We start from the raw sequence: 26,661 nt of genomic DNA, 5'->3' as shown, positions 1-26,661 counted from the left end.
AAATGAATAATACTAACCACCTTATTCACGAAACGAGAATGATATGGACTTAACCCAGCTCGAAATGTTTAACGCCGTCGCGCTGACGGGCAGCATTACCCAGGCGGCGCAGAAGGTGCATCGCGTGCCGTCCAACCTGACGACCCGCATCCGCCAGCTGGAAGCCGATCTTGGCGTTGAGCTGTTTATTCGTGAGAACCAGCGTTTGCGCTTATCCCCCGCCGGGCATAACTTCCTGCGCTACAGCAGGCAAATCCTCGCCCTGGTGGATGAAGCGCGCATGGTCGTCGCGGGAGATGAGCCACAGGGATTATTTGCCCTCGGCGCGCTGGAAAGTACCGCCGCCGTGCGCATTCCTGAAACGCTGGCGCAGTTTAACCAGCGCTATCCGCGCATCCAGTTTGCCCTTTCTACCGGGCCATCCGGAACGATGATTGATGGCGTACTGGAGGGAACCCTCAGCGCCGCCTTTGTCGACGGGCCGCTGTCGCACCCGGAGCTGGAGGGCATGCCGGTCTACAGGGAAGAGATGATGCTGGTCACGCCTGCCGGGCATGCGGAGGTGACGCGCGCCACGCAGGTCAGCGGCAGCGACGTTTACGCCTTTCGCGCGAACTGCTCGTATCGCCGACACCTGGAAAGCTGGTTTCATGCGGACAGAGCCACGCCCGGCCGCATTCATGAGATGGAGTCCTATCACGGCATGCTCGCCTGCGTCATTGCGGGCGCGGGCATCGCGCTGATGCCGCGCTCGATGCTGGAGAGTATGCCGGGACATCATCAGGTTGAAGCCTGGCCGCTGGCGGAAAACTGGCGGTGGCTCACTACCTGGCTGGTGTGGCGACGCGGGGCGATGACCCGCCAGCTGGAAGCCTTTATAGCGCTGCTAAACGAACGTCTTCAACCAGTGCCTTCTCCATAAACAGGCTGAGCGGATCGTCAGCATACGGGGCAAACGCCGGACGCAAATCGTACCCGCACTGCTCATAAAGACGAACCGCGGCACGCTGTTTGATGCCTGTCTCCAGCCTTACCGTATGACAATGACGGCTCAGGGCTTCATCTTCCAGGGCGGCCAGCAGCGTCTCGCCGAGATGCTGCCCACGATGGGCCGGATCGATATAGACCCGCTTCATCTCCCCCGTTCCGTCACCGTTGAGAACGATGGCTCCGCAGCCCACGGCGTGCAGCTGCTGGTCACGAATGACCATCAGGATAAGCGAAGCTTCCGGCAACGCAGCGAGGTCAAGCAGATGATTGCTTTCGGCGGGATAGAGTTCGCTCTGATAGCGGTCAAGCGCCGCGATCAGTTTGACAATGTCCGGATGACGTGCAGATTCAGAGGTAATGGAATACATGGCAGGCTCCTTGCTTTTTTTGTGAGACTAAATTTCAACATAGCGCAGGCCTGCCAGGGTGCTACATAGTATTAACTTATGTCATGACGCGAGCGTCAGCTGGACATCTAACGCCCTCAGCTCGGCCTGTGTCGTCTCATCCAGCCTGCTGTCCGTCACGATATCCGTGAGGGTATGAAGATGCGCCACGTTAAACAGTGACCAGGCGCCATATTTGGAGCTGTCCGCCAGCAGCACGCGGCGTTTAGCGTTGGCAATTAAATCGCGCTTAAGCGCGGCCTTCTCTTCCGTCGGCGAGGTTATGCCGCGGGTGATATCCCATCCGTTACAGCTGACAAAAGCCACGTCCGGCCAGACGTTTTGCAGCAGGCAACGGCCGTGCTCACCGATGCAGGACTGGCTCGAATCATCGATACGCCCGCCAATAATCGTTACTTCAATCTGTCGGAATTCCGAGAGAAACAGCGCAATGTGCAAATCGCTGGTGATCACGCGAAGCGGCAGATGCGTCAGCTGACGAGCGAGTTCAATCATCGTGGTACCGGCATCCAGCACAATGGCGTCCCCTGCTTTAACAAAACTCGCTGCCGCGCTGGCGATAGCGTGTTTTTCCACCAGACTGCGCTGCATTTTTTCATGCGTCGTGGGCTGAGAAGGAATAAACCGGTTAAGGGTTACGCCGCCATGAGTACGGCTAATCACACCTTCCTGATCGAGCTTAATCAAATCCCGGCGGATCGTTGCCGGAGAGGCATCGGTAATTGCCACCAGCTGATCCACCGTCACCAGATTATGCCCTTTCAGGTAATCCATTATCTGCTCTAACCGGTTATATCCCTTCATATCATTCCCGTGTAATTTGCATAGCCAACTGGATAGACACCGTCATGCTCTCAGACTTCGCTTTACCGGTCCAGGCAATATCGAACGCGGTTCCGTGGTCTGCAGAGGTACGGATAAACGGCAACCCGGCGGTGATATTCACCCCGTCATAAAAGCCGAGCAATTTTAGCGGAATATGCCCCTGATCGTGATACATCGCAACGACCATGTCATACATTCCTTCGTGGCATTGCATAAATACCGTATCCGGTGGACACGGTCCGGTGACGTTTAACCCCTGCGCTTTCATTGCCTCAACGGCCGGGCCGACAATTTTGATCTCTTCGTCACCAAACAGGCCGTTCTCACCCGCATGCGGGTTTACACCGGCAACGGCAATGCGAGGATGCTCGAACCCGACGCGTTTCAGGAAGCTATCCGCAATGCCAATCACGGTTTTTACCCGATCCTGATTGAGCGTATCAAGGAATTTGCGCAGCGCAATGTGGGTCGTGATGTGGATCACCTTCAGTTTATCCGTATACAGCACCATGGCGTAATCTTTGCTGTCGGTCAGATGCGCCAGCAGCTCGGTGTGACCCGGATAGAGGTGACCGGCCAGATGCAGAGCCTCTTTATTCAGAGGAGCCGTCGCGATAGCCTTTACTTTACCCGCCACCGCCAGTTCGGTGGCACGCTTCACGCAGCGATAAGCCAGATCCCCTGCGGCAGCCTGAACGACACCCGGCTTTAACGCATCAGGATCGGCCAGCGGTTCGTCCAGCACGTTAATCACGCCAGGGGCAAATTTCGCGTCGCACACCTCGTCGATAAGACGTATATCCGCCTGCCCGGCGATCCCTTTATCCAGCACCCGCTGCAACGTTCTGGCGCAGCCCACGACAACAACAGGCGCCCCTGACAACTCGCCTTCGGTGAGGGATTTGATAATGATTTCCGGGCCAATACCAGCCGGGTCACCCATGGTTACAGCAATGATTTTAGTCACTCAGTCTCTCCTCGATAAAATGCAATACCTCAAGCAGTGTCTCTTCCTTTCCGAAGCCCCCTGCTTTGGTCATTACCGGCTGCTGCCAGCCGCAACCCAGAAATTTTCCGTAAGGTACGCACTGTGCGACGCACCCGACGATCTCAAAACCCCGCGCACCAAGTGCCCTGGCGACTGCCATCGCAACATCGCCACCGGAGACGTACAACGCGTCCGGCTCGTGCACCGCAAGCACCTGTCGGGTCAGTTCACCTAAAAGCGTACAGATTTTTTCGCCCAGGCCTGCCCGGGTGACGTGATGCTGCTGACAGAGTTGCTCGACCTGATGGCGAGCCTCGTGGCACGCGCAGGTATGAACAATGCAGTGATGCCCAGCCTGTAGCACCTGCACAATTTGAGCGAGATACCCGGCCGTAACGCCGCGCAAAATGTCATTCACATCAATGAATACCGACGAGACGCCGGAAGCACGTGTTGCCAGGGTGACCTGGCGTTGAGCGATCTCACTCATCGAGCCCACCACGGCCAACAGCTGTTTGTGTCGCGCCGGGGCCAGATGACGGGCCAGCGCATCGCATAGTCCGGCAGAGCCCACCAGCAGCGGCATCTGCGCGCAGGTCATTGCTGCGGCGATAATGGCATCCAGCTCCTCGTCGGTCTGCGCATCAACGAAGATCCACTCCGTTCCCTGCGCCAGCTCGGCAGTCAGCGTCTCCACGGTCACGCTTTTACCAGTCACGTCGGTAAAAAGGTCTGCAATCGCGGCAGACGGGACGGGCGTTTTGGGATCGCTGGCAAATTCGGTTTCATCCACCGGAGTGCCGTTTACCAGACACCTGCCGTGCCGCGTGATCCGCCCTGCCGAGGGGTACGCCGGGGCAACAATCACCTGTTGCTTGCCGCTTAATGCCTTAAGGGCCTGCGTTTCAGCCCCCACGTTGCCACGCAGCGTGGAATCAATCTTTTTGATGAGCCAGCGGGCATCCGCGATATCCGCCCCTAGTGCGGCCACCTTTTCCGCCGCCTCTGAGACCCGCAGCGCCCGGGAATCGGTATTGACGATCAGCACATCGGTCGCCTGGGTAAAAGGTGTATGAAACGCCACGCTGACTTTTTTGCCGCACAGCGCCAGGCTGACGCCGGCATCGTTAGCACCGGTAAAGTCGTCTGCGACGACCACGACCTCTCTGTACAGATTGTTCACTTTCATCCCCGCTCCGGGTTCGCCTTTCCTGTTAATGATTATATTCAATCATGATTGATTATATGTGAGCAAGATCAAGTTAATCAGTTTGCGAATAAATTATAAATTTAGCCACACGATGACCATGAAGCGTCTTATTTGAGCGAAATCAATCATGGGCACAGAGACAGGAGAAAAGCGTGGTTACGATCAACAGCACCATTATTAGCGGCGCGAATGCCATCGCCGCCATCAGGCCGTTACTCACTGATAAAACGCAGCTGCTGCTAGTGACGGACGGCAACATTGCGCGTCTGGAGGCAGCAAAGCAGATCCGCGCGATCCTCAAAGAGGACAACCGCCGCGTCACGATTATTGACAGCGTGCCGCCTGAACCCTCCCACCACGATGTCAGCCAGCTGCTCGCGGGGTTAAACGGGACGTTTGGGCTTGTCGTGGGGATCGGCGGCGGTAGCGTACTGGATGTGGCCAAACTGCTCTCAGTGCTGTGTCATCCGCTGTCGCCGGGGCTGGATAACCTTCTGGCGGGTATAAAACCTGAGGCGCGCATCCCCTCTCTGCTGATCCCGGCTACTGCCGGAACCGGCTCGGAAGCGACGCCGAATGCCATTCTGGCGATTCCGGAGCAAAACACGAAAGTGGGCATTATCTCCCCCGTACTGCTGCCCGATTACGTCGCCCTGCTGCCGGAGCTGACCACCAGCATGCCCGCGCATATTGCCTCATCTACCGGGATTGATGCGTTGTGTCATCTGATTGAGTGTTTCACCTCAACGGTTGCCAACCCGGTCAGCGATAACGCCGCGCTGACGGGACTGGCTAAGCTGCTGAACAACATTGAAACGGCCTGCGCTGAACCGGGAAATCAGCTGGCGAAGCTGGAGATGCTGTGGGCGTCTTACTACGGCGGGGTTGCCATTGCGCATGCAGGCACACACCTGGTTCACGCCCTTTCCTATCCGCTCGGCGGGAAATATCACCTGCCGCACGGCGTCGCCAACGCCATTCTGCTGGCGCCCTGCATGCGAGCGGTTCGTCCCCACTGCGTGACGAAATTTGCACAGGTATGGGATTTGGTGCCGGGTGCAGATGCAACGCTGTCAGACGAAGAAAAATCCCACGCGCTGGTGGAGTACTTTGCCGCACTGGTTAGCAGGCTCAACCTGCCGGACAACCTGGAAGCGCTGGGCGTACCGCGCGACGACGTCCCCTCCCTGAGCGATGCGGCCCTTAACGTTAAGCGGCTAATGAACAACGCCCCTTGTCAGGTCAACCACGACGAGGTGCAGGCGATTTACCGGACACTATTTCCCAACATGAATAGCCAGGGAGTGAATCATGCATAACAACATCAGGGGCGTACTGACGGCCATAGTGACCCCCTTTGACACGGAAGGCGCGCTGAATCTACCGGGCCTTATACAACAGATCGATCGTCAACTTAATGCTGGTAACGGCATCTTCTGCGGCGGCACAAACGGTGAGTTCTTCGTGCTGAACGAAGAAGAAAAAATCGCCGTTACCCGTACCTGTGTGGAAACGGTTGCCGGGCGCGCCCCGGTGGTGGCGCACATTGGGGAAATCTCGACCCGTGAAACCATCCGCCTCGGGAAACAGATCGCCTCGCTGGGCGTCGACGCCGTTTCCGTCATTACCCCTTACTTCGTTCCGCTGAAGCAGGCTGAACTCGTCGCACATTACACCGCTATCGCCGACGCGCTAGCCGTCCCGGTATTTCTGTACAACATTCCGGCGCGTACCGGCAACACCATTGAGCCCGCTACCGCACGCGCGCTGGCCGAACATCCGAACATTATCGGTATTAAAGACAGTGCCGGAAGTTACGAGAGCCTGCGCGGATTCCTCAATGCGGTAAGCGACATTGACGGATTCAACGTGCTGAACGGACCGGATTCGCTTATCCATCAGGGTTTCGTCGACGGATGTTCAGCCTGCATTTCCGGGCTGGCGAACGTGGCGCCGGAGGCCATCAACGCCATCTGGTCACGCTTTAACGCGGGTGATATTGACGGTTCTCGTCTGGCGCAGGAGCGCGTCACCCAGCTTCGCACCGAGCTTTACAACGTGGCGTTTTCGCCTGCCGCAGTCAAAAAAGCGCTGCAGATCATGGGGGAAGACGTCGGAGAAAGCCGCTATGCCGTGGCGTTTAGCGAGCAGCAGTGCCAACAGATACGCCGAATAGTGACAATGTCACTTAACTAAATGGCGTTTGTTTCGTCAATAAGAATACCGGGTGCCCGAGGTGCCCAGGATTCACTCGCCCTGAAGAGAGGCAAAGATGAATAATTTTACCGCTGAAGATACCCTGATCATTGTGGGCATAGTCATTGTCTACATCCTGTTCACGACCTGGCTAACCTTCCGGATCCGCAGTAAAAATTCCGGGGACTTTATGGAAGGCTCCCGCGCGATGCCGGCGTTTATTGTCGGGATCCTGCTGATGTCCGAGTATATCGGCGCCAAATCCACTATCGGCACCGCGCAGGCGGCGTTTGAAGACGGGTTTGCTGCGTCCTGGTCCGTCATTGGGGCCGCGATTGGCTTCCCGCTTTTTGGCCTGCTGCTGGTAAAACGCATCTACAGCACCGGAAAAATCACCATCTCTGGTGCGATTGCTGAGAAATATGGTAACAGCACCAAAAACATTATCTCCATCATCATGATCTATGCCCTGCTGCTGGTTAACGTGGGGAATTACGTCAGCGGAGCTGCGGCCATTTCAACGGTATTGAAAGTCAACCTGCCCGTTGCCGCCTTCATTACGGCCATCGTCAGTACCTTCTATTTCGCCTTTGGCGGCATGAAGGGGGTAGCCTGGGTGACGGTGGTGCACAGCGCGCTGAAATACTTCGGCATTCTGGTCATCATGGGTTTTGCGCTGTCTAAGACGGGCGGCTTCGCGCCAATGGTTGAAAACATGCCGGACTTCTACTGGACCTGGGATGGCAATATTGGCGCGTCGACCATTTTCGCCTGGCTCATCGGCACCATTGGTTCCATCTTCTGTACCCAGTTTGTGATTCAGGCAATCTCCTCCACCAAAGACGTGAAATCGGCCAAACGCTCTACCTGGGTTGCGTTCTTCTTCTGCCTGCCGATTGCGCTGGCCATCGCGGTAATTGGCGTGGCGGCAAAATACCTGCACCCGGAGATTAACAGCCTGTATGCAATGCCGATTTTCCTGCAGGATATGAATCCGTGGCTGGCCGGTCTGGTCACCACCTCTCTGGTGGCATCTATTTTCGTCAGCGTCAGTACCGTTGCACTGGCTATCGCCTCCCTGGTGGTAAAAGATTTTTACGTGCCGATGCGCAACCCGACGCCTGAACAGGAATTTAAGGCCACCCGCTGGATCTCCCTGCTGATTGGTTTCCTGCCGCTGATTTTTGTTCTGCTGGTGCCTGAAGTCCTGAAGCTCTCGTTCTTTACCCGCGCTATTCGCCTGTCGATTTCAGTGGTGGCCGTTATCGCCTTCTACGCCCCGTTCTTCCGCAGCACCCGTGGTGCGAATGCGGGCCTGATTGGCGCCTGCGTCGTGACCTCCGTCTGGTATCTGCTGGGCGATCCTTTCGGCATCAACAATATGTACATCGCCCTGCTGACCCCTGCCGTCATCATGGTGATTGACCGTCTCATTCCGGGAAAAGCGCAGGGTAAAGCGCCAACCCCCGTTGAAAATAATGGAGTCTGATATGTCTGTAACCATAACCCGCGATGGGATTGTTCGCCCGCAACAGGATGCCCGCACGGAGGCCGCCATGCTGCCTTCCTCTTGCCCACAAAACCACGCGGCGAATCTGCTGCCGCTCCCGGATGGCTCGCTGATTTGCGTCTGGTTCGGAGGAACCCAGGAAGGTATTGCGGATATCTCCGTATGGAGTTCACGCCTGGCGCCGGGCGGCCAGCAGTGGAGTGATGCGGTAAAACTGTCGGATGATGCCACGCGTTCCGAACAAAACCCGGTTCTGTTTCTGGCCCCGGACAACGTGCTGTGGCTGCTGTGGACCGCACAGATTTCCGGTAATCAGGACACGGCTATTGTTCGCTATCGCCAGTCTCGCGATCTGGGGAAAACCTGGGGGGACATCGCAACCCTGCTCGATAAACCGGGCACGTTTATTCGCCAGCCAATTGTCGTGCTGGACAACGGAAACTGGCTGCTGCCTGTATTTTACTGCCGCACCCAGCCGGGAGAGAAATGGGTCGGAAATGACGATATCAGCGCGGTAAAAATCTCCGCAGATGGTGGCAAAACGTGGCGCGATGTCGAGGTGCCGGAAAGCCTGGGCTGTGTACACATGAATATTACCCCGCTTCACAACGGCACCCTGGTGGCGCTGTTCCGCAGCCGCTGGGCGGACAATATTTATTACAGCCAGTCAACGGATCACGGCGAAAGCTGGTCCGTACCGGAGCCGACGGAGCTACCCAATAACAACTCCTCTATCCAGGTAACAACCCTTGCCAGCGGTGAACTCGCGCTGGTCTTTAACGCCATGAGCGCCGCCGGCGCGCGTGAACGTCGCGCATCGTTATACGATGAAATTGACGATGGTGACGGTCGTAAAGAGCCGGCGATCACCAGCGGTCGGACAGCCTTCTGGGGCGCGCCGCGCGCGCCGATGACCGTCGCCATTTCGCCGGATGGCGGGAAAAGCTGGCCGTGGCAGCGTCATCTGGACGAGGGGGATGGTTACTGTATGACCAACAACTCCATGGAAAAACTCAATCGCGAATTCTCCTATCCCAGCATCAAGCAGGGACCTGAGGGCAATCTTCATATCGCTTACACGTACTTCCGCCAGGCCATAAAATACGTGCGGGTGACGCCAGAATGGGTCAAGGAGACTCTATGATTATCGGACATCTCAACGCCCTGTCGCTGGCAGGGCTACCGCCAGCGCTGTGCGCCCTGCTTTCCCGCCCGGATTGCACGTTGAAGGCCCTCAGCGAACGCGATGACGGACGCTGGCAGCCTGAGAATGCGTCGTGGTTTTGCCACATTGGCCCGGCGCAAACGCAGCCGCGAGCTGAGCGGCATACGGAATATCATCATCAGTGGGCGGACATCCAGATTGTGTTAGCAGGTGAAGAGCATATTTATGCTGGAACGCTTCCCGCAGGCAGGTCAGGTGACGAAGAGCGTAAACCGGATCTCTTTATCGCTTCACCCGCCGGGCTCGGCGTCAGGATCCGCCTGACCGCGGGTGGCTTTGTGGTCTTTTGTCCCGGAGAACCTCATCAGGCGCTGTGCGCCGTAGAGGCGCCGATGATGGTCCGCAAAGCGGTGTTTAAGGTTCCCCGCGCGATGCTGGAAGTCTGACATGCGTCACGCCGTCGTCACCGGGGCCAGCTCCGGAATTGGTGAGGCCATCGTTAAGCGATTACTGGCGGAGGGCTGGCAGGTCACCGGGCTCAGTCGCCGAGCCGTGATGCTGGATACGCCTGGCTTCACAAGTCTTCGCGTTGATATCACCGATCCTGATGCGTTGAGCAGCACCCTGCACACCGTCGCCTCGCCCCAGGCAGTAATCCATGCCGCCGGGATGATGGCCGCCGCGCCATTGGGCCAGCTGGAAAGCCGCGTTAGCGCCTCACTGTGGCAGCTCCACGTCCGGGCCTGTGAGGCGCTGTTTAACCATTTTGCGCCCTCTATGGCTGCCGGAGGACGGTTTGTGGCGATAGGCAGCAGAACCTCTCGTGGTGCAGCAGGACGATCGCAGTATGTTGCCACCAAAGCGGCGATGGTAGGAATGGTCAGGAGCTGGGCGGCGGAACTGGCCCCGCGCGGGATCACGGCTAACGTGGTCTCACCAGGGGCCACCCAAACGCCGATGCTCAGTGCACCAGGGCGGAAAACCTCGCCCCCAAAATGTCCGCCAATCGGACGTTTAATCGCGCCAGAAGAGGTGGCGGCACTGGTGAGTTTCTTGCTTAGCGAAGACGCCGCCGCCATCACCGGCCAGGAGATGGTGATATGCGGCGGCGCCTCCCTCAGCTAGCGCAGGAAGATACGCCCTTTCAGATACAAGGTGGCCTGGCCGCCAATCAGCACGCGGTCGCCCTTCAGCTCGCAGCGCAAATCCCCGCCACGGTATGACACCTGGCGGGCATTGAGTGACGTTTTACCCAGCTTTTCGCTCCAGTACGGGATCAGCATGCTGTGGGCGGATCCGGTGACCGGATCTTCCGGCACCCCTTCGCCCGGGCAGAAGAAGCGGCTGACGAAGTCATATTCTTCTCCCGGCGCCGTCACGCAGACCATTTTATCCAGCGGAAGCATTGCCCCAATATCCGGCGTTAACGCTTCCACCTGCTGCTGGCTCTCCAGCACCACCATGTAATCCCGACCCACGCGCACCTCTTTCGCCTCCGTGATGCCCAGCGCGCTAAACAGCAACTCGGGTGGGGTCTCGACAACCTCCGTCGACCACGCGGGGAAGTTCAGCGTCAGCCAGTCGCCGCTGCGTTTGACCGACAGCTCGCCGACAAAGCGCGTGGTGAAGGTGATTTCGGTATGCGGGTAATCAAGGTATTCGAAAATGACGTGTGATGCGGCCAGCGTGGCGTGACCGCACAGGTTAATTTCATCCAGCGTGGTAAACCAGCGTAGCTCAAACCCGCCGTCGGTGCGCACGAAAAAGGCGGTCTCGGACTGGTTATGCTGCTGCGCCATTTTGAGTAGCGTCTCGTCCGGCAACCACTCTTCCAGAGGACATACCGCTGCGGCGTTGCCGCCAAAGGTTTTGTCGCTGAAGGCATCCACCAGATAAAAATCAATTTCCTGCATTGTCTCTTCCTCTCTTGTTATGGCTATTTAGCGCAGAAAAACTGTGCCTTTCAGATAAAGTGTGGCCTGCCCGCTCATCAGCACGCGCGAGCCTTTCAGCTCACAGCGTACATCGCCACCGCGCGCTGAAACCTGACGGGCAAACAGCATTGTTTTCCCCAGCGTTTCACCCCAGTAAGGGATCAGCATCGTGTGCGCGGAGCCGGTGACCGGGTCTTCCGGTACGGAAACGCCCGGTGAGAAAAAGCGGCTGACAAAATCATATTCCCCCTCACCGCGCGCCGTAACGCTCACCTTATGCTCACCTGGCGTCATCGCCGAGAAGCGCGGCGCAAGCGCTTCAACCTGCTGGCGATTTTCCAGTACGATCAGCCAGGCACGCCCTTTACGGGCTTCAACGTAGCGGCTGATACCCAGCGCCGAAAGCATCTCCGGCGGGGGGATCTCCTGATGGGTTGGACATGCAGGGAAGTCCAGCGTCATCCACTCCCCCTCCCGGCTGACCGTCAGGCGGCCAGAAGCGGTATCAAAGTGGATCCGCGAATCCGGGTAATCCAGCTCGGTAAACAGCACATGCGCGGCCGCCAGCGTAGCGTGGCCGCAGAGATTGACTTCTGTGAGCGTGGTAAACCAGCGTAGCTCAATGCCCCCTTTACTGCAGACGAAAAAAGCCGTTTCCGACTGATTATGCTGTTGCGCCATTTTCAGTAAGGTTTCATCGGGTAACCACGCTTTCAGCGGGCAAACGGCTGCCGGGTTACCGCCAAACGAGGTATCGCTGAACGCATCTACCAGATAAAAATCAATCTCCTGCATTGTCTTACCGCCTGTTTTTATTGTGTTGTTCTTTTATATTCAATGAAAACCGCGTTCCCGGCTACCGCTTTCACAAAGTAAATATTGAGATCTGCATCACATAATGGTTGAGTTATTGGCAGCGTGCTGTTCGGTAAGCTGGGTAACCGGCATGCCTCCACGCTGGTGAGCAGCGCCATCGGTCTGCTGCTGGCCTGCCTGCTGTTGCTGATGCCTGCCGCAGGCAGTGAACGCCATCTGGCGATCCTCAGCCTGTTCTGGGGCGTGGCGATCATGATTATTGGTCTGGGCATGCAGGTGAAAGTCCTGGCTCTGGCGCCGGATGCAACGGACGTCGCAATGTCGCTGTTCTCCGGGATTTTCAATCTGGGGATTGGCGCGGGCGCGCTGGTGGGAAATCAGGTAATACTTCACGTATCGATGTCGGCGATTGGCTACCTGGGTGACGTTTGTTTTTTGCCGGGTGGCGGCTTCGCCTTACCCGGCCTACAAGACCCGTAGTCCCGTGCAAGCGAAGCGCCGCCGGGCAAGACATCAATGATAGGTCTTAATAATTTCCAGCACGCCGTTAATAATAAACTGCACGCCCATACAGACCAGTAAGAAGCCCATCAGACGGGAAATCGCCTCGATACCCCCTTTCCCTACCCAGCGCATGATGGCGCCAGAACTGCGCAGCGACGCCCACACGATAACCCCGATAATCGCAAAAATCAGCGGCGGCGCAACCGTCAGCACCCAGTCCGGGAAGGTTGCGCTGTCACGCACCGTTGATGCTGAACTGATGATCATCGCAATGGTACCCGGCCCCGCCGTGCTCGGCATGGCAATCGGTACAAAGGCGATATTCGCACTCGGTTCGGTTTCCAGCTCTTCGGATTTGCTGGCCGCCTCCGGCGACTCATGCGCTTTTTGCGCCGGGAACAGCATGCGGAAACCGATAAAGGCCACAATCAGCCCCCCGGCGATACGCAGGCCAGGGATAGAAATCCCGAAGGTATTCATCACCACCTGTCCGGCATAGTAAGCCACCATCATGATGGCAAACACATACACCGAGGCCATCATCGACTGATGGTTACGCTCGGCGCTGTTCATATTCCCTGCCAACCCGAGGAACAGCGCCACCGTCGTTAACGGGTTAGCCAACGGCAGCAAGACCACCAGCCCAAGGCTGACTGCTTTTATTAAATCCAACATAGTGCGTTGTCGTCCTTATCCATATTTAACACAGCAATTATAGGGTGAAAGTGTGACATTCAGCCATGGGCGCAACGTAACGATTATTTTCCCCCTGGAAAGATAACTGACAGTTATCTATATGATTTGAAAGACCTCAAAAAAAGTTCATGAAACGTTTTAGCAATTCGTGGCATCGGCTGACTCATTCAGTTGACTTATACTTGCCTGAGCAATAATATCTGCCGTGACTAACTACTTGCCAGGGCAACCATTGTGAAAAGCACCAGTGATATCTTTAACGACGTTGTTCCGCTGGGTCGTCTTATTCATATGGTAAATCAGAAAAAAGATCGCCTGCTCAATGACTATCTGTCACCGCTGGATATCACCGCAACACAGTTCAAAGTGCTGTGTTCCATTCGCTGCGAAGTGTGTATCACACCGGTTGAGCTGAAAAAGGTGCTCTCTGTCGATCTGGGCGCGTTAACCCGCATGCTCGATCGTCTGATCTGCAAAGGATGGATAGAACGCAGCCCTAACCCGAATGACAAACGCGGCGTACTGGTGAAGCTGACCAGCGATGGCGCGGCCATGTGCGAGCAATGTCATCAATTAGTAGGACAAACACTGCATCAGGAACTAACAAAAAACTTAACGGCAGATGAAGTGGCAACCCTTGAGCTTTTGCTGAAGAAAATACTGCCGTAAACAGAAAAAGAGGTATGACGATGTCCAGACGCAATACTGACGCTATCACCATTCATAGCATTTTGGACTGGATCGAAGATAACCTGGAATCGCCGCTCTCCCTTGAAAAAGTGTCGGAGCGTTCAGGTTACTCCAAATGGCACCTGCAACGGATGTTCAAAAAAGAGACCGGTCATTCATTAGGTCAATATATTCGCAGCCGCAAGCTGACGGAAATTGCCCAAAAATTGAAAGAAAGCAATGAGCCGATCCTTTATCTGGCGGAGCGTTACGGATTTGAATCGCAACAAACCCTGACGCGTACGTTCAAGAACTATTTTGACGTGCCGCCTCATAAGTACCGAATCACCAGCGTGCCGGGCGAATCCCGATACCTGTATCCGTTAAAACACTGTAGTTAATCATCGCCTGTAACAGACGTAACCGAGGAAATCATGAAAGTTACCGCCTCCGCCGCCCTCGCCTTGCTGGTGCTGTTCTCCAGCCAGACCTTCGCGGAGCAAACCCCTCGTGCAACGCAGCAAAATAATCCTGATACGATGATTTTGCCGTCAGCACATGACCAGTCGCCTTATGATTTCAACCATATGGGTGCTGGTAGCGACAAATCCGACGAATTAGGCGTGCCTTATTATAATCAGCACAGCCTCTGATTCGTTTTTGCCCCGCTGACGCGGGGCTTTTTTTTATGCCTTTTCTCTTACCCGCGTCGCCCGACGCACGCGCAGGCCAAAGACATTGATATACAACCCGGCCATGATCAGCACGGCGCCAAACAGCTGCAGCGCGCTCAGCGTTTCATCCAGTAAGAGTGCCGCACTGGCAAGCCCCACCACCGGCACCAGCAGGGATAACGGCGCCACGCGCCAGGTTTCATAACGCCCCAGCAGCGATCCCCAGATCCCGTAGCCCACAATGGTGGCGACAAAGGCCAGATAGACAAGAGAAAGGATTGTGGTCAGGTCGATCTCGACCAGACTGTTGAGCATGACGGCCGGGCCATCCAGAATCAACGCCGCGACCATAAACGGTAAGACGGGGATCAAGGCGCTCCAGACCACCAGGGACATCACCTGCGGGCGCGCCTCGTGCTGCATAATCAGCTTGTTAAAGATATTCCCGCAGGCCCAGCTCAGCCCTGCAGCCAGCGTCAGCATAAAGCCGAGCAGCGCCACATGCTGGCCATTCAGGCTGGCCTCTATCAGCACCAGTACGCCAAACACCGCCAGCGTAATGCCCGCCAGCTGTTTGCCCTGCAGGCGCTCGCCAAACACAAACGCGCCGAGAATAATGGTAAAGAACGCCTGCGCCTGTAACACCAGCGAGGCCAGCCCAGCCGGCATACCGAACTTAATCGCGCAGAAGAGAAACGCGAACTGGCCGAAGCTAATGGTCAGACCGTAGCCCAGCAGCAGTTTTAACGGGATCTTCGGACGGGCGACAAAGAAGATGGCCGGGAACGCAACCAGCAGAAAACGTAAACCGGCCAGCATCAGCGGAGGCATGTTGTGTAACCCCAGCTTAATGACCACAAAATTGAGTCCCCATACTACGACCACCAGCAACGCCAGCAGCCCGTCTTTACGTGTCATACCCTGCCCCTGAATTATTAATTATTTGTTAACACTTCAAGGTAACAGAAAAAATAGCGCCACGAGAAGATCATTAATTCTGGCAGTCAGGCGAAGCACTTACGGATAAATTAGGTGCTATACAAGCCCCTTATAGCGTGATACTCCTTTTATAACACAACAAAAAAAGCATAAGCATTTGTCGGGCAGAATATGAAACCATCTCTCAGGCGCTCAACCGCAGCGCTGCTGGCATCGTCATTGTTATTAACCATTGGTCGTGGGGCAACGCTGCCGTTTATGACCATTTATCTCACGCGCGTTTATAGCATGAGCGTCGAGAATATTGGTTATGCCCTGACGATTGCGCTGACTATCGGCGTGGTATTCAGCCTGGGCTTTGGCATTCTTGCCGATAAGTTTGATAAAAAACGCTACATTCTGATCGCGATCGTGGCCTTTATCGCCGGATTTGTCGCGATCCCGCTGGTCGATAACGTCACGCTGGTGGTGCTGTTCTTTGCCCTGATCAACTGCGCCTATTCCGTCTTTTCGACGGTGCTGAAGGCCTGGTTCTCCGACGTGCTCACCACGAGCCAAAAAGCGCGCGTTTTCTCGCTGAACTACAGCTTTCTGAACATTGGCTGGACGATCGGACCACCGATTGGCACTCTGCTGGTGATGTACAGCCTGCAGCTACCGTTCTGGCTGGCAGCCTTCTGCGCCGCTCTGCCGCTTGGATTCATCCATTTCTTTGTGCAGAAAAGCGTTGCGTTAGATACCGCCGAGGAGAAGCAACCCTGGCAGCCGTCGGTATTGCTGAAAGACCGCGCGCTGTTCTGGTACACGCTGTCTGGCCTGCTCGCGTCATACGTCGGCGGATCGTTCGCGACCTGCATTTCGCAATATGTCCTGGCCGCGCATGCAGACAGTAATTTCGCCGAAAAGGTGGTCGCCGTGGTATTGCCCGTCAACGCCGCCGTGGTGGTAACGCTGCAATATGCACTGGGTCGTAAGATCACTGCCAGCAATATTCGCCCGCTGATGACCCTCGCCACCCTGTTTTTTATCGTGGGGCTGGGTGGCTTTATGCTCTCCGGAGAAAACCTGGTTTACTGGGGCATCGCTGCCGCCATCTTTACCCTGGGTGAGATTATCTATGCGCCGGGCGAATATATGCTGATCGACAACATTGCCCCGCCGGGAATGAAGGCAAGTTATTTCTCCGCGCAGGCGCTGGGCTGGCTCGGCGCGGCGGCAAACCCGATGATCACCGGTATTATCCTGACCAACCTGCCGCACTGGTCGTTGTTTGTGATCATGATGGTCGCCATCGTCATTGCGTGGCTGATGATTTTGCGCGGCATGAGCGTGAAGGCGTGGTGCGAAACGCCCAACGTGGCGTAGCGTTTGTAGGCCGGGTAAGGCGTAGCCGCCACCCGGCAATAAAGCATCAGTGGTGCAGCATTTCTTCTACTACCTGCTCTTTATACATCTCATTCGGATAATAAGTCGGCCAGTTATCCATCTCTTTCAGCAGCGCCTCGTGGGAGGTGTTGCCCATGAAAATATGGAAGTGCGAAGAGGCTTTCGGCGCGATGGTGTGGTCGCTGAACTGCACAAACTTCGGTGCCTTGCTGCTGGCGTCCTTACACTCAAACAGGTAGCGAACGCCTTTTTTGCCCGATGCGTAGGTCAGTATTTTGTAGCCGCTGTAATCATAATGACAGCGGCTGACCGCGTTGCCTTTATGGAATTCCATCACGTTATTTTCGATGCCGATGGCATCCACATCCGTCGCATAACCCGTTCGGTAGTAGGCTTTTACCTCATCAAATGATTTGCTTTTATCCTTCTGCGCCTTCTGTTTAAACACCGGGTCCAGCAAGCCGTCCAGCAGGAACGGATAGACCGACTGCCAGGTCCCGTCCCAGTCAGACAGCGCTCTGTCCTTCACGTCCTTATCCTCAAACACGCCGCTCGCAGCTTTCTGTTCCGCTTCGGTCATCTGATGGCCGTGCGAGTGTGCAAAAAGCTGACCGCTGACCAGCAGCGCCCCCAGAGTCATGGCAAATTTTCCAATATGTGCAGCCAACATAACATCCTCATTCCGTTTGATAAGAATACAAATGTTATATTATAACATTTCAAATCGCAACCAGCCCGCGAACACCCTCCTGCTCCATGTTTTCACCCCGTCCGCGCTGAATAATCGTACCGCGCGACATCAGCAGGTAGCTGTCGGCCAGCTCGGCGGCAAAGTCGTAAAATTGCTCAACCAGCAGGATCGCCATATCCCCCCGGTCCGCCAGGGTGCGGATCACCTGGCCAATCTCTTTGATCACCGACGGCTGTATGCCTTCGGTCGGCTCATCCAGAATCAGCAGTTGTGGGCGGCTCGCCAGGGCGCGACCAATCGCCAGCTGCTGTTGCTGCCCGCCGGAGAGGTCGCCCCCGCGGCGATGTTTCATCTCTTTAAGCACCGGGAAAAGCTGCCAAATCTCGTCCGGCACCTGCTTCGCCTCGCGGGCGGAAAATCGCGACAGCCCCAGCAGGAGGTTCTCTTCCACGGTCAGGCGCGGGAAAATCTCGCGGCCCTGCGGAACATACGCCACGCCCGACTGCACCCGCTGGTGCGGCTTGCTGTGGGTGATCTTTTTACCCTGCCAGATGACCTCCCCGGTTTTCGCCGGGATCAGCCCCATCAGACACTTTAGCAGCGTGGTTTTCCCGACGCCGTTGCGCCCCAGCAGGCAGGTGACTTCTCCGGGGATGGCTTCAAAGCTCACGCCGCGCAGGATATGACTGCCGCCGTAATACTGATTCAGTTCATTGACCTGTAGCATCACCTCTCCTTAACGTCCCAGATAGACCTCAATCACCTGCTCGTTGGCCTGCACCTCGCGAAGCGAACCTTCCGCCAGCACGCGGCCCTGATGCAGCACCGTCACGTGGTCGGCGATGGTTTCCACAAAGCCCATATCGTGCTCCACCACCATCAGGGAATGCTTACCCGCCAGCGTTTTGAACAGCTCGGCGGTGTATTCCGTTTCCGCGTCGGTCATCCCGGCGGCCGGTTCATCCAGCAGCAACAGGTGCGGGTCCTGCACCAGAAGCATACCGATTTCCAGAAACTGTTTTTGCCCGTGGGAAAGCAGCCCGGCGCGGCGGTCGCGCTCGCTGCTAAGGCGCAGCAAAACCAGCATCTCATCAATGCGGTCGCGCTGTTCACCGTTGAGCGTTGCCCGCAGGCTCGCCCAGACGGATTTATCGGTTTTCATGGCGATCTCCAGGTTTTCCCACACCGTCAGCGCTTCAAAAACGGTGGGTTTCTGGAATTTACGCCCGATCCCCTGGCGGGCAATGGCCGCAGGCTCCAGTGCAGTCAGGTCGATGGACTGATCGTAAATCGCCCTGCCGCTCTTTGGCCGCGTTTTGCCGGTGATGACGTCCATCAGCGTGGTTTTACCGGCTCCGTTAGGGCCTATCACGCAGCGCAACTCGCCCACGCCGATATTCAGCGAGAGATCGGTCAGGGCCTGAAATCCATCAAAATTGACGTTAATGGCCTCAAGCTGAAGCACCGGGTCGGTCTGGTCCCGGTAACGATCGCCGGGCAACTGGCGGGTAAATAACCCTTCGGCAGGCTGCATTATTTCTCTCCCTTTCGAAACAGACCGTAGACGCCGCGCGGTAAAAACAGCGTGACGGCGATGAAAATCAGCCCCAGAAACAGCTGCCAGTATTCCGGCATCGCGACGGTGAAAAAGCTCTTCGCACCGTTTACCAGCGCTGCGCCAATCACCGGCCCGACCAGCGTGCCGCGCCCACCCAGCGCCACCCAGATGGCCGCTTCTATCGAGTTCGTCGGTGACATTTCACCGGGATTAATAATGCCCACCTGCGGGACGTACAGCGCCCCCGCCAGGCCGCACAGCACGGCAGAAAGCGTCCATACCAGCAGCTTGAACCCGCGCGGATCGTAGCCGCAAAACGTCAGGCGATTTTCGGCGTCGCGAACGGCGGTCAGGATGCGGCCAAACTTGCTCTTCGCCAGCGCAAATCCGGTGCCCAACGCCAGGAGCAGCAACAGCACGGTCGCCAGAAACAGCGCGATACGGGTGGTCGTTTCCGTCACCGAAAACCCGAGCAGCGTGGTGAAGCCGGTAAAACCGTTATTGCCGCCAAAACCGGTTTCGTTGCGAAAGAACAGCAGCATCCCGGCATAGGTCAGCGCCTGGGTCATAATCGAGAAGTAGACCCCTTTTATCTTTGAGCGGAAGGCAAACCAGCCAAACACCAGCGCCAGCAGCCCCGGAACCAGTACAATCAGCACCAGCGCCCAGGCAAAATGCTGGGTTCCCCACCAGAACCACGGCAGGTCGCTCCAGGAAAGAAACGACATAAACGCAGGCAGACCGTCACCTGCGGCCTGGCGCATCAGGTACATCCCCATCGCGTAGCCGCCCAGGGCGAAGAAGATGCCGTGTCCAAGAGAGAGCATCCCGGCATAGCCCCACACCAGATCCAGCGCCACCGCAACGATGGCATAGCAGAGGATCTTACCAATCAGCGTCAGCATCCAGGTCGACAGCGCCAGCGGATGCGTCGCAGGCAGTAAGGCAAAAAACGGTAATATCAGCAGACACACCACCAGCAGGCTGCCTGCAAGTTGCGTGGTGCGTGGCGCTTTGCGCGCCAGCGTTAAGGTCAGCGGCTGGCTCATCAGTCAATCACCCTCCCTTTCAGCGCAAACAGCCCCTGAGGGCGTTTCTGAATAAACAGCACGATCGCCACCAGAATCACAATCTTGCCCAGCACCGCCCCCATCTGCGGTTCAAGAATTTTATTGAAAATGCCCAGACCAAAGGCCGCGGCCACGCTGCCTGCCAGCTGGCCTACGCCACCAAGAACAACCACGAGGAAAGAGTCGATAATATAGCCCTGGCCCAGCTCCGGTCCGACGTTACCGAGCTGCGATAGCGCCACGCCGCCTAACCCGGCAATTCCTGAGCCAAGCCCAAACGCCAGCATATCGACGCGACCTGTCGGTACCCCGCAGCAGGCGGCCATGCTGCGGTTCTGCGTCACCGCGCGCACGTTCAGCCCCAGACGGGTTTTATTCAAAATGAGCCAGGTAAAGAACAGCACCAGCAGCACGAAGCCCAGCACCACAATGCGGTTCCACGGCAGCGTCAGGTTAGCAAAAACCTGCACCCCGCCAGACAGCCATGCCGGGTTCGCCACCTCCAGGTTCTGGGCACCAAACGTCATGCGCACCAGCTGGATAATCATCAGGCTGATCCCCCACGTCGCCAGCAGCGTTTCCAGCGGACGACCGTACAGATGGCGAATCACGGTGCGCTCCAGCACCATCCCGATGCCCGCAGTCAGGCAGAATGCGACCGGCAGCGCGATAACGGGATAGAGCGCCAGCCACTGAGGCGCAAGCCCGGCCATCGCCTGCTGTACCATCCACGTGGCGTACGCGCCCAGCATCAGCATCTCGCCGTGCGCCATATTAATGACGCCCAGCAGGCCGTAGGTGATGGCGAGCCCCAGCGCCGCCAGCAGCAGCACTGACCCCAGGGACAGCCCCATAAACGCCTGGCCCAGCAGATCGCCCCACATCAGTCGATGCTGGACCTGGCTAAGACTCTCTTGCGCGGCGGCGCGAACCCCGGCATCCGGCTCTGTCTGTGCCTGGGTAAACGGGGTAAGTCTGGACTCCACGTCCGGATCGTCGGACTGCCCTAATAATTCGACAGCTTTACGGCGCACCTCTGCCTGCGGGCTGGTTAGCTGGAGATTCGCCACCGCCAGTAAAAGCGCCTGATGTGCCACCGCGTCCGTTTCATCGTTTACCCGCTTTTGCAGAAAAGCGAGCATCCCGGGCTGGGCATCCCGCTGAAGCTGACGTGCCGCCGCTCGCCTTTCGGTGACACTGTCACTCACCAGCTGATGCGTAGCGATGGCCGTGGCGGCCAGCACGCGCAGCCGGTTGGTCAGACGAACGGCTTTGGTTGCCCCTTCGGCCGCCTTAGCGTCACCGAGCGACACCATTTGACCATTACGCCGGGCAAAGGCGTGCTTTTGGCCGTCGGTATACAGATTTTCCTTTTGCAGCGCCTGCAGCAGCGGCAGCCTCGCGGCATCCGGCGCGACGGCCCACTGCGTCAGCAATTCCGCCTGCTGGCTGCGGCTGGCGGCAACAAAACGATCGGCATCCGATGCCTGCGCCATCCCTGGCAGCAGTCCGGAAAGCCATACAAGAGCGATGAACATGCGCATGGCGTTCATGACGTTTCTCCCTGCAGTGATGGCTTAGTTGCTGGCGGTTTTCATCGGCTGGTCGGGCTTTTTGTCATTCCCGGCGATGAACGGGCTCCACGGCTGGGCGCGTACCGGCTGCTCCGTCTGCCACACCACGTTGAACTGGCCGTTGCCTTCGATTTCACCGATCATGACCGGCTTATGCAGATGGTGGTTGGTGGCATCCATGGTGAGCGTAAAGCCAGACGGCGCCTTAAAGGACTGGCCTGCCATCGCCGCACGCACTTTATCCACGTCGGTAGTACCCGCTTTTTCCACTGCCTGCGCCCACATATGGATCCCCACGTAAGTAGCTTCCATCGGGTCGTTGGTCACCACGGTATCGGCGTTCGGCAGCTTATGCGCTTTGGCATAGGCTTTGTAATCTGCCACGAAGGCCTGGTTGGTCGGATTATCCACGGATTCAAAGTAGTTCCACGCGGCCAGGTTGCCGACCAGCGGTTTGGTGTCGATCCCGCGCAGCTCTTCTTCGCCCACGGAGAACGCCACCACCGGCACGTCGGTCGCCTTCAGCCCCTGGTTAGCCAGCTCTTTGTAGAATGGCACGTTGGAATCGCCGTTGATGGTCGACACCACGGCGGTTTTACCACCGGCGGAGAATTTCTTGATGTTGGCGACGATGGTCTGGTAGTCGCTATGGCCAAACGGGGTGTAAACCTCTTCGATGTCCTTATCCTCTACCCCTTTCGAATGCAGGAAAGCGCGCAGGATCTTGTTGGTGGTGCGCGGGTAGACGTAATCGGTGCCCAGAAGGAAGAAGCGTTTCGCCGCGCCGCCGTCTTCGCTCATCAGGTATTCCACCGCCGGGATGGCCTGCTGGTTCGGTGCCGCACCGGTATAGAAGACGTTCGGCGACATCTCTTCGCCTTCATATTGCACCGGGTAGAACAGCAGGCCGTTCAGTTCCTCAAACACCGGCAGCACGGATTTGCGCGACACCGACGTCCAGCAGCCGAACACGACCGCCACTTTATCCTGACTTAACAGCTGGCGCGCTTTCTCGGCAAACAGCGGCCAGTTTGAGGCCGGATCCACCACCACCGGCTCCAGCTTCTTGCCCAGCACACCGCCTTTGGCGTTGATTTCATCAATCGTCATCAGGGCAACGTCCTTCAGCGGCGTTTCGGAGATGGCCATGGTGCCGGAAAGAGAATGCATGATCCCCACTTTGATGGTATCGGCCGCCTGTACGCCAAAACTCATTCCCATCGCCACGACGGACGCGGATAACGCAAAAGCTTTTAATAAGGTACGACGCTGCATATTTTCACTCCTGAAAAAGAACGCTGTGCGAAAACGTCCGTTACGGCGTGGACGCGGAAATAAAGGTGTCAGCGAAGCAGGAGCAAAAAGGATGCCAGAATGGAGGGCGCGCTATTTCAGGAGGTGGAACGCAGGATGTAAAGAGAACGTCTCAGAATGGCACAGCGCTGCACTTTTATAATGCAGCGCTGAGGAGGAGGTTTTACCAGACTTCGCTGGCGATCTGCGTGACCAGACGGACTTTGTCCCACTGCTGGGTTTCACTCAGGCTGTTACCCTCTTCGGTAGAGGCAAAGCCGCACTGCGGGCTGAGGCAAATTTGCTCTTTTGCCACGAATTTCGCCGCCTCTTCCAGACGGGCTTTAACACCCTCAGGGTTCTCCAGCTCACCGTTTTTCGTGGTGATAAGACCCAGCACCACCTGCTGCTTGCCCGGGTGAACAAAGCGCAATGGCGCGAAATCACCGCTGCGGTCGTTATCATATTCAAGGAAGAACGCGTCAACGTTGACCGTCCCGAACAGCACTTCCGCCACCGGCTCATAGCCGCCTTCGGAAATCCAGGTTGAACGGAAGTTACCGCGACAGACGTGCAGCCCGATGGTCAGATCGTCCGGCTTGCCTTCCAGCGCCTTGTTCAGGACGCGGGCATAGATACGAGCCAGCTCATCGGCATCATCGCCGCGCTCGCGGATCTGACGGCGCTGATCGTCCGAACAGAGATAGGCCCAGACGGTGTCGTCCAGCTGCAGGTAACGGCAGCCCGCATCGTAGAATGCGCGGATGGCGTCGCGCCAGGTGGTCGCCAGATCGTCAAAATACACATTCAGGTCCGGATACACTGTCGCATCAATATCTTTACGGCCTCCGCGGAAATGCAGCACGCTCGGGCTGGGAATGGTCATTTTCGGCTGAGCATTACCGCTGATGCTTTTCAGATAACGGAAATCTTCGAGCATTGGATGCTCGCCAAAGCCCAGCTTGCCGGTGACGCGCACGCCGTGGGCTTTGGTTTGCACCCCGTTAAACTGGATGCCCTGCTGTGAATCGTAACGCTCAACGCCCTGCAAACCGTCGAAGAAGTCGAAGTGCCACCAGGCACGGCGAAATTCACCGTCGGTCACGACATGCAGGCCGCACGCGCACTGCTGCTCAACGACGTGGCGAATGGCATCGTCTTCCACAGCGCGAAGCTGTCCGGCATCAATTTCGCCGCTGGCGAACTTCAGGCGAGCCTGTTTGATGGCATCCGGGCGTAAAAAACTGCCGACTACATCGGCGCGGTACGGGGCGTGCTGTCGTTGCATGGAAATCTCCTCAGTCTGCCGGCGATAATTGCCAGCAGTGATAATTCATCATTTGAATCTTTAGACTTCTGGATGTCTAAATGTCCAAAAAAGATGTCATACCTGCCGCCTTCCGGCAAACGAGAAAATTTCACGGGTGTTGAAAAAAATTCATGTTCACAGCGCGACGACGGCTTCGCTACTGGCAAAGGCGAACTTTTCATCTTCCCAGCCGGTGATCCCTCCGAGCATGATTTTGACCGGCAGCCCGAGGCGCGCCAGCTTCAGCGCGGCTCTGTCCGCGCCGTTGCAGTGCGGTCCTGCACAGTAGACGACGAACAGCGTGCCTTCAGGCCATTGGGCCATACGCTCAGCGGTAATCTGGCTCCGCGGCAGGTGCAATGCGCCAGGCACATGACGGCGGGCAAACTGTTCCGGGCTTCCCACCACGTGCAGCAGCACGAAGTCCTGCTCATGGTTGACGATGGCATGATGCACATCAGCACAGTCGGTTTCAACGCTCAGGCGGCGCAGAAAATGGGTAACGGCTTCCTGCGGCTCGGCAGCCGGAAATTCAGTAACATAGCTCATGATCCTTCCTCATCTTTGGCGTTTGTGTTAACACTACTCTATCCACAAATTCAGCCCGTGAATGCGTTCGCTTATGCCAGAAAACAGCAAAAAGATGACAAACTTAAGACAAATTCCCCGCCCGAAAGTGGTCGTGCTGGCGTATGACGGTCTGTGTACCTTTGAGTTTGGCGTAGCGGTGGAGATCTTCGGCCTGCCGCGCCCCGAGCTGGGCGACGAATGGTATCGTTTTGCGGTGGCGAGCGTTGATAGCGGTGAACTTAGGGCGACAGGTGGGATCCGCATCATTACCGATGGGGATATCACGCTGCTTGAGTCTGCCGACCTGATCGTTGTTCCGGGCTGGCGAGGACTGGATTCACCGGTTCCGGATGCGCTCTGTGGCGCATTGCGTCAGGCCAGCGCGCGCGGGTGTCAGTTGCTCTCCATCTGCTCGGGCGTGTTTGTACTGGCCGCCTCAGGGCTGCTGAACGGACGTAAAGCCACGACGCACTGGCGCTACATTGACGCGCTTAAAGCCCGTTACCCTGACATCGACGTGGTTGAGGATGTGCTCTACCAGGACGAGGGCGATATACTGACCTCCGCAGGCAGTGCGGCGGGAATCGATCTCTGCCTGCACGTTGTGCGTCGGGATTATGGAATGGAAACCGCCAACAGCGTGGCGCGTCGGCTGGTCATTCCTCCTCACAGGGATGGATCTCAACCACAGCAGTTGAGCCGCCCGGTGGCGCAGCTGCGGGAAAGCCAGCGTCTGGGCCAGCTGTTTGATTTTCTGCACACGCATCTTATCGAGGCGCACAGCGTCGACTCCCTGGCGCGTCGGGTCGGTATGAGCCAGCGCACCTTCCTTCGTCGCTTCGAGGCGGCGACGGGGACGACGCCCGCACGCTGGTTAATCAATGAGCGCCTGCTGAGAGCGAAAGATTATCTGGAAAGCAGCCGGTTAAGCATCGACAGCATCGCTGAACAGACCGGGTTTGGTCAGGCGTCGACATTGCGTCATCATTTTCGCCAGCAGTTCGCGCTTTCCCCGGCTCAGTATCGCAAACAATTTTCACGTCCTGGTACTGCCCGCTGAGGCGTTATTTTTATGGTTACACTGGCATACGGAGCACCTGATGGTTACCACACACGTTTTTATCGCGGTCAGTCTTGATGGTTACATCGCCCGACAGAATGACGATATCGACTGGCTGCTGCAGCGCGACGATCCGGCAGAAGACCATGGCTATGAGGCGTTCATCGCGGACAAAGACTGGATCGTGATGGGACGAGGGAGTTATGAGAAGGTATTGACCTTTGACACATGGCCTTATGACCGGCCCGTGCTGGTGCTCTCCCGACAGCTGGCCAACACGCCCGTGCCGGAGGCGCTAAAGGGCAAAGTGCAGTTCTCATGCCGCACGCCAAAGGAGGTGCTTGACGATCTCGCCGCGCAGGACGTACATCGCGTCTATCTCGATGGCGGACAGGTGATCCAGTCGTTCCTGCGCGAAGGACTGGTGGCCGATATGGTGATCACCACCGTTCCTGTCCTGCTCGGGGCGGGAAAACCGCTGTTCGGAACCCTTCCACAAGATATCGATTTAACTCTGGTATCAAGCCATAGCTTCCCTTCGGGCCTGGTGCAGTCACACTATCGGCTGACGCCATAACCCACCGTGACGACCTGCGCAAAAAAAAACCGCCAAAAAATGGCGGTAAA

The 26,661-nt window shown here is 57.0% G+C and carries 29 protein-coding genes and 1 pseudogene; 14 read left to right on the top strand and 16 right to left on the bottom strand.

Annotation, left to right across the window (positions count from 1 at the left end):
- Nucleotides 1-43: 43 nt before the first annotated feature.
- Nucleotides 44-922, top strand: coding sequence for a putrescine utilization regulator PtrR (gene ptrR, locus FU672_RS20385; RefSeq protein WP_148244588.1), 879 nt, complete (start codon nucleotides 44-46; stop codon nucleotides 920-922).
- On the opposite strand, the gene FU672_RS20380 is transcribed toward ptrR, so the two are convergent.
- The 4 genes from FU672_RS20380 to dtnK all read right to left on the bottom strand — a co-directional run bounded on the left by FU672_RS20380 (nucleotide 876) and on the right by dtnK (nucleotide 4,399).
- Entirely contained in the window at nucleotides 876-1,358 is a 483-nt protein-coding gene (locus FU672_RS20380) for a GNAT family N-acetyltransferase (protein WP_148244587.1), read from the bottom strand. The genes ptrR and FU672_RS20380 overlap by 47 nt on opposite strands.
- Nucleotides 1,359-1,439: 81 nt before the next feature.
- Nucleotides 1,440-2,201 carry a DeoR/GlpR family DNA-binding transcription regulator gene (locus tag FU672_RS20375; RefSeq protein WP_148244586.1) on the bottom strand — a complete coding sequence of 254 codons (762 nt, stop codon included), beginning with the start codon at nucleotides 2,199-2,201 and terminating at the stop codon, nucleotides 1,440-1,442.
- A gap of 1 nt (nucleotide 2,202) precedes the next feature.
- Entirely contained in the window at nucleotides 2,203-3,189 is a 987-nt protein-coding gene (locus FU672_RS20370) for a D-threonate 4-phosphate dehydrogenase (RefSeq protein ID WP_148244585.1), read from the bottom strand.
- Nucleotides 3,182-4,399: a D-threonate kinase gene (gene dtnK / locus FU672_RS20365; RefSeq protein ID WP_148244584.1), complete on the bottom strand. Its 1,218-nt coding sequence runs from the start codon at nucleotides 4,397-4,399 to the stop codon at nucleotides 3,182-3,184. The genes FU672_RS20370 and dtnK overlap by 8 nt, the downstream gene beginning before the upstream one ends.
- A gap of 173 nt (nucleotides 4,400-4,572) precedes the next feature.
- Here dtnK and FU672_RS20360 point away from each other — a divergent pair, with 173 nt between their 5' ends.
- The 6 genes from FU672_RS20360 (at nucleotide 4,573) to FU672_RS20335 (ending at nucleotide 10,416) form a co-directional block, all read left to right on the top strand.
- The gene (locus FU672_RS20360) at nucleotides 4,573-5,739 is read left to right on the top strand and encodes an iron-containing alcohol dehydrogenase (protein WP_148244583.1); all 1,167 of its coding nucleotides are present in this window, start codon (nucleotides 4,573-4,575) and stop codon (nucleotides 5,737-5,739) included.
- The gene (locus tag FU672_RS20355; protein ID WP_148244582.1) at nucleotides 5,732-6,616 is read left to right on the top strand and encodes a dihydrodipicolinate synthase family protein; all 885 of its coding nucleotides are present in this window, start codon (nucleotides 5,732-5,734) and stop codon (nucleotides 6,614-6,616) included. The genes FU672_RS20360 and FU672_RS20355 overlap by 8 nt, the downstream gene beginning before the upstream one ends.
- 76 nt (nucleotides 6,617-6,692) lie before the next feature.
- Entirely contained in the window at nucleotides 6,693-8,105 is a 1,413-nt protein-coding gene (locus FU672_RS20350; protein ID WP_148244581.1) for a sodium:solute symporter family protein, read from the top strand.
- Nucleotide 8,106: 1 nt separating this feature from the next.
- Nucleotides 8,107-9,270: a sialidase family protein gene (locus tag FU672_RS20345; RefSeq protein WP_148244580.1), complete on the top strand. Its 1,164-nt coding sequence runs from the start codon at nucleotides 8,107-8,109 to the stop codon at nucleotides 9,268-9,270.
- Nucleotides 9,267-9,737 carry a NanQ anomerase/TabA/YiaL family protein gene (locus FU672_RS20340; RefSeq protein WP_148244579.1) on the top strand — a complete coding sequence of 157 codons (471 nt, stop codon included), beginning with the start codon at nucleotides 9,267-9,269 and terminating at the stop codon, nucleotides 9,735-9,737. The genes FU672_RS20345 and FU672_RS20340 overlap by 4 nt, the downstream gene beginning before the upstream one ends.
- 1 nt (nucleotide 9,738) lies before the next feature.
- Nucleotides 9,739-10,416, top strand: a complete 678-nt coding sequence (locus tag FU672_RS20335) for an SDR family NAD(P)-dependent oxidoreductase (protein ID WP_148244578.1) — start codon at nucleotides 9,739-9,741, stop codon at nucleotides 10,414-10,416.
- Here the strand turns inward: FU672_RS20335 and FU672_RS20330 are convergent.
- Both FU672_RS20330 and FU672_RS20325 read right to left on the bottom strand, forming a co-directional pair.
- Nucleotides 10,413-11,204: a PhzF family phenazine biosynthesis protein gene (locus FU672_RS20330; protein WP_148244577.1), complete on the bottom strand. Its 792-nt coding sequence runs from the start codon at nucleotides 11,202-11,204 to the stop codon at nucleotides 10,413-10,415. The genes FU672_RS20335 and FU672_RS20330 overlap by 4 nt on opposite strands.
- Before the next feature lie 27 nt (nucleotides 11,205-11,231).
- Entirely contained in the window at nucleotides 11,232-12,020 is a 789-nt protein-coding gene (locus tag FU672_RS20325; protein ID WP_148244576.1) for a PhzF family phenazine biosynthesis protein, read from the bottom strand.
- 111 nt (nucleotides 12,021-12,131) lie between these two features.
- On the opposite strand from FU672_RS20325, the pseudogene FU672_RS20320 reads away from it, so the two are divergent.
- Nucleotides 12,132-12,470, top strand: a pseudogene (locus tag FU672_RS20320) (sugar transporter); the annotation flags it as partial.
- 84 nt (nucleotides 12,471-12,554) lie between these two features.
- On the opposite strand, the gene FU672_RS20315 reads toward FU672_RS20320, so the two are convergent.
- Nucleotides 12,555-13,220: a MarC family NAAT transporter gene (locus tag FU672_RS20315; RefSeq protein WP_148244575.1), complete on the bottom strand. Its 666-nt coding sequence runs from the start codon at nucleotides 13,218-13,220 to the stop codon at nucleotides 12,555-12,557.
- 255 nt (nucleotides 13,221-13,475) lie between these two features.
- Here FU672_RS20315 and marR point away from each other — a divergent pair, with 255 nt between their 5' ends.
- From marR to marB, 3 genes are read left to right on the top strand one after another with little or no spacing between them, the layout of a single operon-like run.
- Nucleotides 13,476-13,910 (top strand): multiple antibiotic resistance transcriptional regulator MarR, encoded by a 435-nt coding sequence (marR, locus tag FU672_RS20310; RefSeq protein ID WP_148244574.1) that lies wholly within the window; start codon nucleotides 13,476-13,478, stop codon nucleotides 13,908-13,910.
- A 20-nt stretch (nucleotides 13,911-13,930) separates the two neighbouring features.
- Nucleotides 13,931-14,311, top strand: coding sequence for an MDR efflux pump AcrAB transcriptional activator MarA (marA, locus tag FU672_RS20305; protein ID WP_008502237.1), 381 nt, complete (start codon nucleotides 13,931-13,933; stop codon nucleotides 14,309-14,311).
- A 33-nt stretch (nucleotides 14,312-14,344) separates the two neighbouring features.
- Nucleotides 14,345-14,563 carry a multiple antibiotic resistance protein MarB gene (marB, locus tag FU672_RS20300; protein WP_148244573.1) on the top strand — a complete coding sequence of 73 codons (219 nt, stop codon included), beginning with the start codon at nucleotides 14,345-14,347 and terminating at the stop codon, nucleotides 14,561-14,563.
- A 33-nt stretch (nucleotides 14,564-14,596) separates the two neighbouring features.
- Here the strand turns inward: marB and eamA are convergent, their stop codons facing one another.
- On the bottom strand, nucleotides 14,597-15,502 hold the full coding sequence (eamA, locus tag FU672_RS20295) for an O-acetylserine/cysteine exporter (protein ID WP_148244572.1): 906 nt from the start codon (nucleotides 15,500-15,502) through the stop codon (nucleotides 14,597-14,599).
- A 192-nt stretch (nucleotides 15,503-15,694) separates the two neighbouring features.
- Here eamA and ydeE point away from each other — a divergent pair, with 192 nt between their 5' ends.
- A complete protein-coding gene (ydeE, locus tag FU672_RS20290; protein ID WP_148244571.1) occupies nucleotides 15,695-16,888 on the top strand; it encodes an efflux MFS transporter YdeE in 1,194 nt (397 codons plus the stop codon).
- A 46-nt stretch (nucleotides 16,889-16,934) separates the two neighbouring features.
- Here the strand turns inward: ydeE and zinT are convergent, their stop codons facing one another.
- The 8 genes from zinT to FU672_RS20250 form a co-directional block, all read right to left on the bottom strand.
- Nucleotides 16,935-17,576 carry a metal-binding protein ZinT gene (gene zinT, locus FU672_RS20285; protein WP_148244618.1) on the bottom strand — a complete coding sequence of 214 codons (642 nt, stop codon included), beginning with the start codon at nucleotides 17,574-17,576 and terminating at the stop codon, nucleotides 16,935-16,937.
- Between the two features lie 52 nt (nucleotides 17,577-17,628).
- Nucleotides 17,629-18,327, bottom strand: coding sequence for an urea ABC transporter ATP-binding subunit UrtE (urtE, locus tag FU672_RS20280; protein WP_148244570.1), 699 nt, complete (start codon nucleotides 18,325-18,327; stop codon nucleotides 17,629-17,631).
- A 9-nt stretch (nucleotides 18,328-18,336) separates the two neighbouring features.
- Nucleotides 18,337-19,134 (bottom strand): urea ABC transporter ATP-binding protein UrtD, encoded by a 798-nt coding sequence (urtD, locus tag FU672_RS20275; RefSeq protein WP_148244569.1) that lies wholly within the window; start codon nucleotides 19,132-19,134, stop codon nucleotides 18,337-18,339.
- A complete protein-coding gene (gene urtC / locus FU672_RS20270) occupies nucleotides 19,134-20,207 on the bottom strand; it encodes an urea ABC transporter permease subunit UrtC (protein WP_148244568.1) in 1,074 nt (357 codons plus the stop codon). Before urtC ends, urtD begins: the two co-directional genes overlap by 1 nt.
- Nucleotides 20,207-21,781 (bottom strand): urea ABC transporter permease subunit UrtB, encoded by a 1,575-nt coding sequence (gene urtB / locus FU672_RS20265; RefSeq protein WP_148244567.1) that lies wholly within the window; start codon nucleotides 21,779-21,781, stop codon nucleotides 20,207-20,209. Before urtB ends, urtC begins: the two co-directional genes overlap by 1 nt.
- 24 nt (nucleotides 21,782-21,805) lie before the next feature.
- Nucleotides 21,806-23,077: an urea ABC transporter substrate-binding protein gene (gene urtA / locus FU672_RS20260; RefSeq protein ID WP_014883816.1), complete on the bottom strand. Its 1,272-nt coding sequence runs from the start codon at nucleotides 23,075-23,077 to the stop codon at nucleotides 21,806-21,808.
- 202 nt (nucleotides 23,078-23,279) lie between these two features.
- Nucleotides 23,280-24,383, bottom strand: a complete 1,104-nt coding sequence (locus tag FU672_RS20255; protein ID WP_148244566.1) for a cobalamin-independent methionine synthase II family protein — start codon at nucleotides 24,381-24,383, stop codon at nucleotides 23,280-23,282.
- Nucleotides 24,384-24,539: 156 nt separating this feature from the next.
- Entirely contained in the window at nucleotides 24,540-24,953 is a 414-nt protein-coding gene (locus tag FU672_RS20250; protein ID WP_148244565.1) for a rhodanese-like domain-containing protein, read from the bottom strand.
- Between the two features lie 73 nt (nucleotides 24,954-25,026).
- Here FU672_RS20250 and ftrA point away from each other — a divergent pair, with 73 nt between their 5' ends.
- The gene (gene ftrA / locus FU672_RS20245) at nucleotides 25,027-26,034 is read left to right on the top strand and encodes a transcriptional regulator FtrA (RefSeq protein ID WP_148244564.1); all 1,008 of its coding nucleotides are present in this window, start codon (nucleotides 25,027-25,029) and stop codon (nucleotides 26,032-26,034) included.
- A gap of 40 nt (nucleotides 26,035-26,074) precedes the next feature.
- Nucleotides 26,075-26,611 carry a dihydrofolate reductase family protein gene (locus FU672_RS20240; RefSeq protein ID WP_148244563.1) on the top strand — a complete coding sequence of 179 codons (537 nt, stop codon included), beginning with the start codon at nucleotides 26,075-26,077 and terminating at the stop codon, nucleotides 26,609-26,611.
- Nucleotides 26,612-26,661: the final 50 nt, after the last annotated feature.

It is taken from the genome of Enterobacter asburiae, assembly GCF_008080435.1.
GTDB classification, from domain to species: Bacteria; Pseudomonadota; Gammaproteobacteria; order Enterobacterales; family Enterobacteriaceae; genus Enterobacter; species Enterobacter asburiae_C.
Note: the sequence above shows the minus strand (reverse complement) of the source record. Positions and strands in the feature narration are given on the sequence as shown.